Source organism: Kitasatospora sp. NPDC091257, from assembly GCF_044757675.1.
In the GTDB taxonomy this organism is placed as follows: Bacteria; Actinomycetota; Actinomycetes; order Streptomycetales; family Streptomycetaceae; genus Kitasatospora; species Kitasatospora lactacystinica.
Map to the genome: position 1 here is coordinate 1 of NZ_JBIVVI010000464.1, position 6,450 is coordinate 6,450.

Below are 6,450 nucleotides of genomic sequence, written 5' to 3' on the forward strand. Positions count from 1 at the left end.
ACTGCGGCTGGCCGCCGCCGAGGAACTGGCCCGCGCCCACGGCCGGCTCGGCGACCACGGCGCGGCCGCGAACCTGCTGCACGCCGAGCCCACCGTCCAGCCCGGGCAGGTGTGCAACGCGCTGGCCAAGCGGCAGTCGGTCTCGGCCGACCTGCGCTCGCCGCTGGCCGGGCGGACCGTCGTCGACCGGACCAGCGGCCAGGAGCTGCCGCTGGAGGGCGACCCGCACATGGGGCCGGACCCGGTCGGCCCGGACGTCGCCGGACGGTAGACGCCCCCGCGGGCGCCGGGCGGCCCCGCGCGGGCGGGAAACGAGAAGGCGGCCCCGGGGTGATCCCCGGGGCCGCCTTCCGCAGCGGGCCTAGCTGAACGAGTCGCCGCAGGCGCAGGAGCCGGTGGCGTTCGGGTTGTCGATGGTGAAGCCCTGCTTCTCGATGGTGTCGACGAAGTCGACGGTGGCGCCGCCCAGGTACGGGGCGCTCATCCGGTCGGTGACGACCTTGACACCGTCGAAGTCCTTGATCACGTCGCCGTCGAGCGAGCGCTCGTCGAAGAACAGCTGGTAACGCAGGCCGGAGCAGCCACCGGGCTGGACGGCGACGCGCAGCGCGAGGTCCTCGCGGCCCTCCTGCTCCAGCAGGGCCTTGACCTTGCCCGCGGCGGCATCGGTGAGGAGGATGCCACTCTCGACGGTGGTCTCGTCCTGGACGGTCATCTGCTTTCTCCCGGTCTTGACGACGGTCTGCCGCCAGTGCCAACCAACGGCCGTCCGGTTTCATTTCCCGGACGGCGATTGATTTCTGCGGCCTGTTCGCGACCGAATATCCGTGGGCCGGGTGTGCCACCCGCGTCCCCTACGCTCCCCATGCTCGCACACCCCCGCGGGACGGGTCACCGCGCGAGGTGCGGATCCGGGCGAACCGGCCCCGGGGCGGGCCGCCGGACGCCAGGATGGTTCCCATGATCCTTCGCCCGGTCAGGGACACCGCCGCGGACGCGGAGGCCGTCCAGGAGCTCGCCGACGCCGCGTTCGCCGACGCCTCCCCGGCCGCGGCGGCGCCGGGGCCGACGCCGCTGCGGCTGGCCCGGACCAGACACCTGGCGCGCACCGATCCCGGCGGCTGCTGGCTGGCGGAGAGTGCCGGCGAGCCGGTCGGGGCGGTGCTGTCGATCCGCCGGGAGGGCCTGTGGGCGCCGTCGCTGTACGCCGTCCGGCCGTCCGCGCAGGGCCGGGGCGTCGGGCGGCTGCTGCTGGAACGGGCGGCGGCGCACTCCCGGGGCTGTCTGCGCGGGATGGTCTGCGCGGCGGACTCCCCGGCGGCGGCCCGCCGCTACCGGCTGGCCGGCTTCACCCTGCACCCGGCGATGCGGCTGGCCGGGCGGGTGGACCGGGAGGGGCTGCTCGACCCGGGGGACATCCCGGTGCACCGCGGCAACGCCACTCACCTGCACCTGCTGGACTCGGTGGACCGGCGGCTGCGCGGGTCCGCGCACGGGCCGGACCACGAGCTGATGCTGGGCCACTTCGAGGAGCTGCTGATCGCCGACGCGCTGGCCGGCAGCGGCTACTGCTACCGGGACGGCGGCGTGGTGCGGCTGCTCGCGGCCACCAGCAAGCGGATCGCCGCCCGGCTGCTGCGCGAGGCGCTGTCCCGGGTGCCGGAGGGGACCGAGGCGCGGGTGGAGCACCTGACCGCGGAGCAGGAGTGGGCGCTGGACGTCGGGCTGGAGGTCGGGCTGACGCCGCGGGCCGGAGGCTTCGTCGGGGTCCGCGGGATGCGGCCGCCGACGCCGTACCTGCCGAGCGGGGCGTTCCTGTAGGGCGCGGGCACGCGTACGGCCCCGCCGGGACTGCCGACGGGGCCGTGACGGGAGCGGGCTCAGACCATGGTGTCCAGGATCTCCCGGACCGTCTCCATGGTGGTGCCCGGGTGCAGGAAGGCGAACCGGGCGACCGTCTCGCCGTCCCAGCCGGTGGGGGTGACGAAGCCGATCTGGTCCGCGAGCAGCTGCTGCGACCAGCGGTAGTAGTCGTCGTTGGTCCAGCCCTTGCGCTTGAAGCAGACCGCCGAGAGCTGCGGGTCGAACAGCAGCTCCAGGTGCTCGGTCTCGCGGATCAGCTGCGCGGTCTCGCGGGCCAGGGTGAGGCCGGCCTCGATGGCGTCGGTGTAGGCCTGGACGCCGTGCACGGCCAGCGAGAACCAGAGCGGCAGGCCGCGGGCGCGCCGGGTCAGGTGGTAGGCGTAGTCGGTGGGGTTCCACTCGTCGCCCTCGGTGTGCAGGACGTCCAGGTAGGAGGCGTCCTGGGTGTGCACGGCGCGGGCGAGCTGCGGGTTGCGGTAGATCAGCGCGGCGCAGTCGAACGGGGCGAACAGCCACTTGTGCGGGTCGACCACGAAGGAGTCGGCGTGCTCGATGCCCTCGTAGCGCTCCCGCACCGAGGGGGCGAACAGGCCCGCGCCGCCGTAGGCGCCGTCCACGTGGAACCACAGGTCGCGCTCGCGGGCGACCTCGGCCAGGCCCTTGAGGTCGTCGACGATGCCCTCGTTGGTGGTGCCGGCGGTGCCGACGACGCCGATCACCGTCTCCGGGTTCGGGTCGGCGGCCAGGGCCGCGCGCAGCGCCTCGCCGGTGAACCGGCGGTCGACGGTCGGGACCTTGAAGGCCTCGACGCCGATGATGTTGAAGGTGTTCTTGACCGAGGAGTGCACCTGGTCGGCGACGGCTATCCGCAGCCGCGCCTCCGGTCCGACGCCCAGTCGGCGGCGAGCGGTGTCGCGGGCGACCACGAGGGCGGAGAGGTTGCCCGCCGAGCCGCCGGAGACGAAGGTGCCGCCGGCCGACTGGGGCAGGCCCGCGCGGTCGGCGATCAGGCGCAGCACCTGGTTCTCGGCGGCGATCGCGCCGGCCGCCTCCAGCCAGGAGATGCCCTGCAGGGAGGCGCAGGAGACGACCATGTCGAACAGCAGCGCGGCCTTGGTCGGGGCGCACGGGATGAAGGACAGGTAGCGCGGGCTGTCGGCGGAGATGACCGCCCGGGACAGCTCGTGGTCGTACAGCTTGAGCACGTCGACCGGGTTGTTGCCGTCCTGGTTCAGCAGGCCGGACAGCTGGGCGCGCAGGTGCTCGCCGTCCCCGGGGTGGTCGAGCGGGACGGGGTCGTACTGCAGCCGCTCCCGCATGTAGTCGAAAACCAGGTCGACCAGTTCGTTGTCGGGCCGGTGCATGCGGTCGGGTGCTGCGGACACGGCTGTCCCTCTCGGCGTGGGGTGTCGGGGGGCGTCCGACCGGCGGGACGCCTCACCGCGTCGACCGGACGTGATCAGCGTAGGCAGCACGAGCACCTCACCGCGCGTCGGAACGCGGCCGGTCAGGCAGGTTTCGGGCGTCTTCGGGCCGGTCCGCGCAGGATTCCTGCGTGCGGGCCGGGGAGGTCGTGTCCGGTGGGTCCCGGCGGGCCCGGAGAGGACCCGCAGGACACCGCCCGGGTCACCCGATGAGCTGGGAGAGGACCACCGAGGAGCGGCTGCGCTGGACGCCGGGCTCGCGCCGGATGCGCTCGATGACGGCCTCCAGGTGGCGCATGTCGGCGGCCCGCAGGTGCACCAGGGCGTCCGGGTCGCCGGTGACCGTCCAGGCGGCGACCACCTCGGGGAACTGCCGCAGGCTGGCGAGGATCTCCTCGGGGGCGGTGCGCTCGCGGCAGTAGACCTCGACGAAGGCCTCGGTCTGCCAGCCCAGCACGGACGGGTCGAGCACCACGGTGAAGCCCCGCACCACACCGCGCGCCCGCAGCCGGTCGATCCGCCGGCGCACGGCGGTGGCGGAGAGGTTCACCTGTAGGCCGATCTCGGCGTACGAGGCGCGGCCGTCGCTGCCGAGCCGGGCGAGCAGGAGCCGGTCGGTCTCGTCCAGGTCGGCCCCGACCACCTCGTGTGCTCGGCTGCTGGTCATGGGTGCGGGGCTCCACGGTCGTACGGGGGTCGGTGGGGCGCTCCGGCGGCGGGCTGCCACTGCCGAAACGGTTCGTCACCATTCTGGCGGATGACCTGGACGAGTTCACCGCCGAAGGATGACGGGCCGGAGGCCGTCACGGAACGAGCAGCACGATCTTCCCCCGGGTGCGGCCCTCGGCGCTGAGCGCCTGGGCGGAGGCGGCCTGGGCCAGCGGGAAGGTCGAGGCGACGGTGACCGTCAGCCGGCCGTCGTCGGCGAGCGCGGCCAGCTCGGCGAGGTCGCCGGCGTCCGGGCGGACCCAGACGTACCGGCCGCCGAGCGCCTTGACCCCGAAGTCGGTGGTCGAGGCGATCCGGCCCGGGTCGGCCACCAGGCCGGCCGAGACCTGGACGGCACCGTGGCCGACCAGGTCGAGGGCCGCGTCCACCCCGTCGGGGGCGAGCGCGCGGACCCGGTCGGCCAGGCCCTCGCCGTACACCACCGGCTCGGCGCCGAGGCCCCGCAGGAAGTCGTGGTTGCGCTCGGCCGCGGTGCCGATCACCCGGGCGCCGAAGGCCCGGGCCAGCTGCACCGCCAGGTGGCCGACCCCGCCCGCGGCGGCGTGCACCAGGACGGTCTCCCCCTCGGCGAGGCGCAGCGCCCGCAGGCCCTGCAGGGCGGTGAGCCCGGCCAGCGGCAGGCCGCCGGACTGCGCCCAGTCCAGCGCGGCCGACTTGCGGGCCAGGGTGCGGACCGGGGCGGAGACCAGCTCGGCGTAGGTGCCGTGCTCGACGGCGTCCTTGCGGACGTAGCCGTACACCTCGTCGCCCGGGGCGAACTCCGTGATCCCGCCGCCGACGGCGCGCACCACGCCGGCCAGGTCCCAGCCCATGACCAGCGGGAAGTGCGCGTCGAGGATGCCGTCCAGGGCGCCGTCCCGGACCTTCCAGTCCACCGGGTTCACCCCGGCCGCCCGGACCTCGACCAGGACGGAGTCGGGTCCGACCTTGGGGTCGGGCAGGTCGGTGTACTCGACCACCTCGGGGCCGCCGTAGCGGTTGATCGCGATTGCTTTCATGGCTCAGCCATACCCGCGGGCTTCGAAGTATCGATTCGGCCACGCCGGACTGCCCCGAATCGGCTATCGGGCTCCGCCGGGGGTCCGTTTCGGCGAGCGGTTCTCGTCACATCGACAGGATGGCCATCGTCACTCTGACGCTAAGCGGTTAGAATAGATAGCGTCAGTTAGACGAAAAGGCCCCACCGCTAGCTCGGCCGCACAGAAGGGCACCCGCCCGTGACCACCACCATCACCGAGACCCACGGCGTCGACCCCACTCCGACGCCGCTCGCTCTGCTGCTGCTCGGCCGCGAGGCCGATCCGAACAGCGAGCGCGGCGTCGAATGCCCCGGTGACCTCCCCCCGGCCTCCGACCCGAACCTGGTCGAGCGCGCCCGCGCGGCCAAGGCCGCGCTCGGCGACCGCGTCTTCATCCTCGGCCACCACTACCAGCGCGACGAGGTGATCGAGTTCGCCGACGTCACCGGCGACTCCTTCAAGCTCGCCCGCGACGCGGCGGCCCGCCCCGAGGCCGAGTACATCGTCTTCTGCGGCGTGCACTTCATGGCCGAGTCCGCGGACATCCTCACCAGTGAGCGGCAGCAGGTCGTCCTGCCGGACCTCGCGGCCGGCTGCTCGATGGCCGACATGGCCACCGCCGAGCAGGTCGCCGAGTGCTGGGACGTGCTGACCGACGCCGGCATAGCCGACGTCACCGTCCCGGTCTCGTACATGAACTCCTCCGCCGACATCAAGGCCTTCACCGGCCGGCACGGCGGCCTCATCTGCACCTCCTCCAACGCCAAGCGCGCCCTGGAGTGGGCCTTCGAGCAGGGCCAGAAGGTCCTGTTCCTGCCCGACCAGCACCTCGGCCGCAACACCGCCGTGCGGGACATGGGCTTCTCGCTGGACGACTGCGTCGTCTACAACCCGCACCGGCCGAACGGCGGCCTGACCGCCGAGCAGCTGCGGGACGCCAAGATGATCCTCTGGCGCGGCCACTGCTCGGTGCACGGCCGGTTCAGCCTGGACTCGGTGAACGACGTCCGCGAGCGGATCCCCGGCGTGACCGTCCTGGTGCACCCCGAGTGCAAGCACGAGGTCGTCGCGGCCGCCGACATGGTGGGCTCGACCGAGTACATCATCAAGGCGCTGGACGCCGCCGAGCCCGGCTCCAAGTGGGCCATCGGCACCGAGCTGAACCTCGTCCGCCGCCTGGCCAAGGCGCACCCGGACAAGGAGATCGTCTTCCTGGACCGCGCGGTCTGCTTCTGCTCGACCATGAACCGGATCGACCTGCCGCACCTGGTGTGGGCACTGGAGTCGCTGGTCGAGGGCCGGGTGCCGAACGTGATCACCGTCGACCCGGAGACCGAGAAGCACGCCAAGGCGGCCCTGGACCGGATGCTGGCCCTGCCGTAGCCCGTCCCGCGGACAACGGCGAAGGGCGGGCC

General features: G+C 73.4%; 6 protein-coding genes and 1 pseudogene. 3 read left to right on the top strand and 4 right to left on the bottom strand.

Translation table 11 applies throughout. The features are described 5' to 3' along the window. A pseudogene (locus tag ACIQOV_RS21600) lies at positions 1–271 on the top strand (hypothetical protein); the annotation flags it as partial. Positions 272–361: 90 nt separating this feature from the next. Here ACIQOV_RS21600 and erpA read toward each other — a convergent pair. Then, positions 362–715, bottom strand: coding sequence for an iron-sulfur cluster insertion protein ErpA (gene erpA / locus ACIQOV_RS21605; protein WP_359897039.1), 354 nt, complete (start codon positions 713–715; stop codon positions 362–364). 245 nt (positions 716–960) lie between these two features. On the opposite strand from erpA, the gene ACIQOV_RS21610 reads away from it, so the two are divergent. Continuing rightward, the gene (locus ACIQOV_RS21610; protein WP_380546001.1) at positions 961–1,821 is read left to right on the top strand and encodes a GNAT family N-acetyltransferase; all 861 of its coding nucleotides are present in this window, start codon (positions 961–963) and stop codon (positions 1,819–1,821) included. A 59-nt stretch (positions 1,822–1,880) separates the two neighbouring features. On the opposite strand, the gene ACIQOV_RS21615 is transcribed toward ACIQOV_RS21610, so the two are convergent. The 3 genes from ACIQOV_RS21615 to ACIQOV_RS21625 all read right to left on the bottom strand — a co-directional run bounded on the left by ACIQOV_RS21615 (position 1,881) and on the right by ACIQOV_RS21625 (position 5,014). Then, positions 1,881–3,248: a pyridoxal phosphate-dependent decarboxylase family protein gene (locus ACIQOV_RS21615; protein WP_401050761.1), complete on the bottom strand. Its 1,368-nt coding sequence runs from the start codon at positions 3,246–3,248 to the stop codon at positions 1,881–1,883. Between the two features lie 241 nt (positions 3,249–3,489). Further along, the gene (locus tag ACIQOV_RS21620; RefSeq protein WP_049651848.1) at positions 3,490–3,954 is read right to left on the bottom strand and encodes an Lrp/AsnC family transcriptional regulator; all 465 of its coding nucleotides are present in this window, start codon (positions 3,952–3,954) and stop codon (positions 3,490–3,492) included. A gap of 136 nt (positions 3,955–4,090) precedes the next feature. Then, positions 4,091–5,014 carry an NADP-dependent oxidoreductase gene (locus ACIQOV_RS21625; protein ID WP_401050763.1) on the bottom strand — a complete coding sequence of 308 codons (924 nt, stop codon included), beginning with the start codon at positions 5,012–5,014 and terminating at the stop codon, positions 4,091–4,093. Positions 5,015–5,233: 219 nt separating this feature from the next. On the opposite strand from ACIQOV_RS21625, the gene nadA reads away from it, so the two are divergent. Continuing rightward, complete coding sequence (nadA, locus tag ACIQOV_RS21630) at positions 5,234–6,418, top strand: quinolinate synthase NadA (protein WP_380546007.1); 1,185 nt, start codon at positions 5,234–5,236, stop codon at positions 6,416–6,418. The last annotated feature ends 32 nt before the right edge of the window (positions 6,419–6,450 follow it).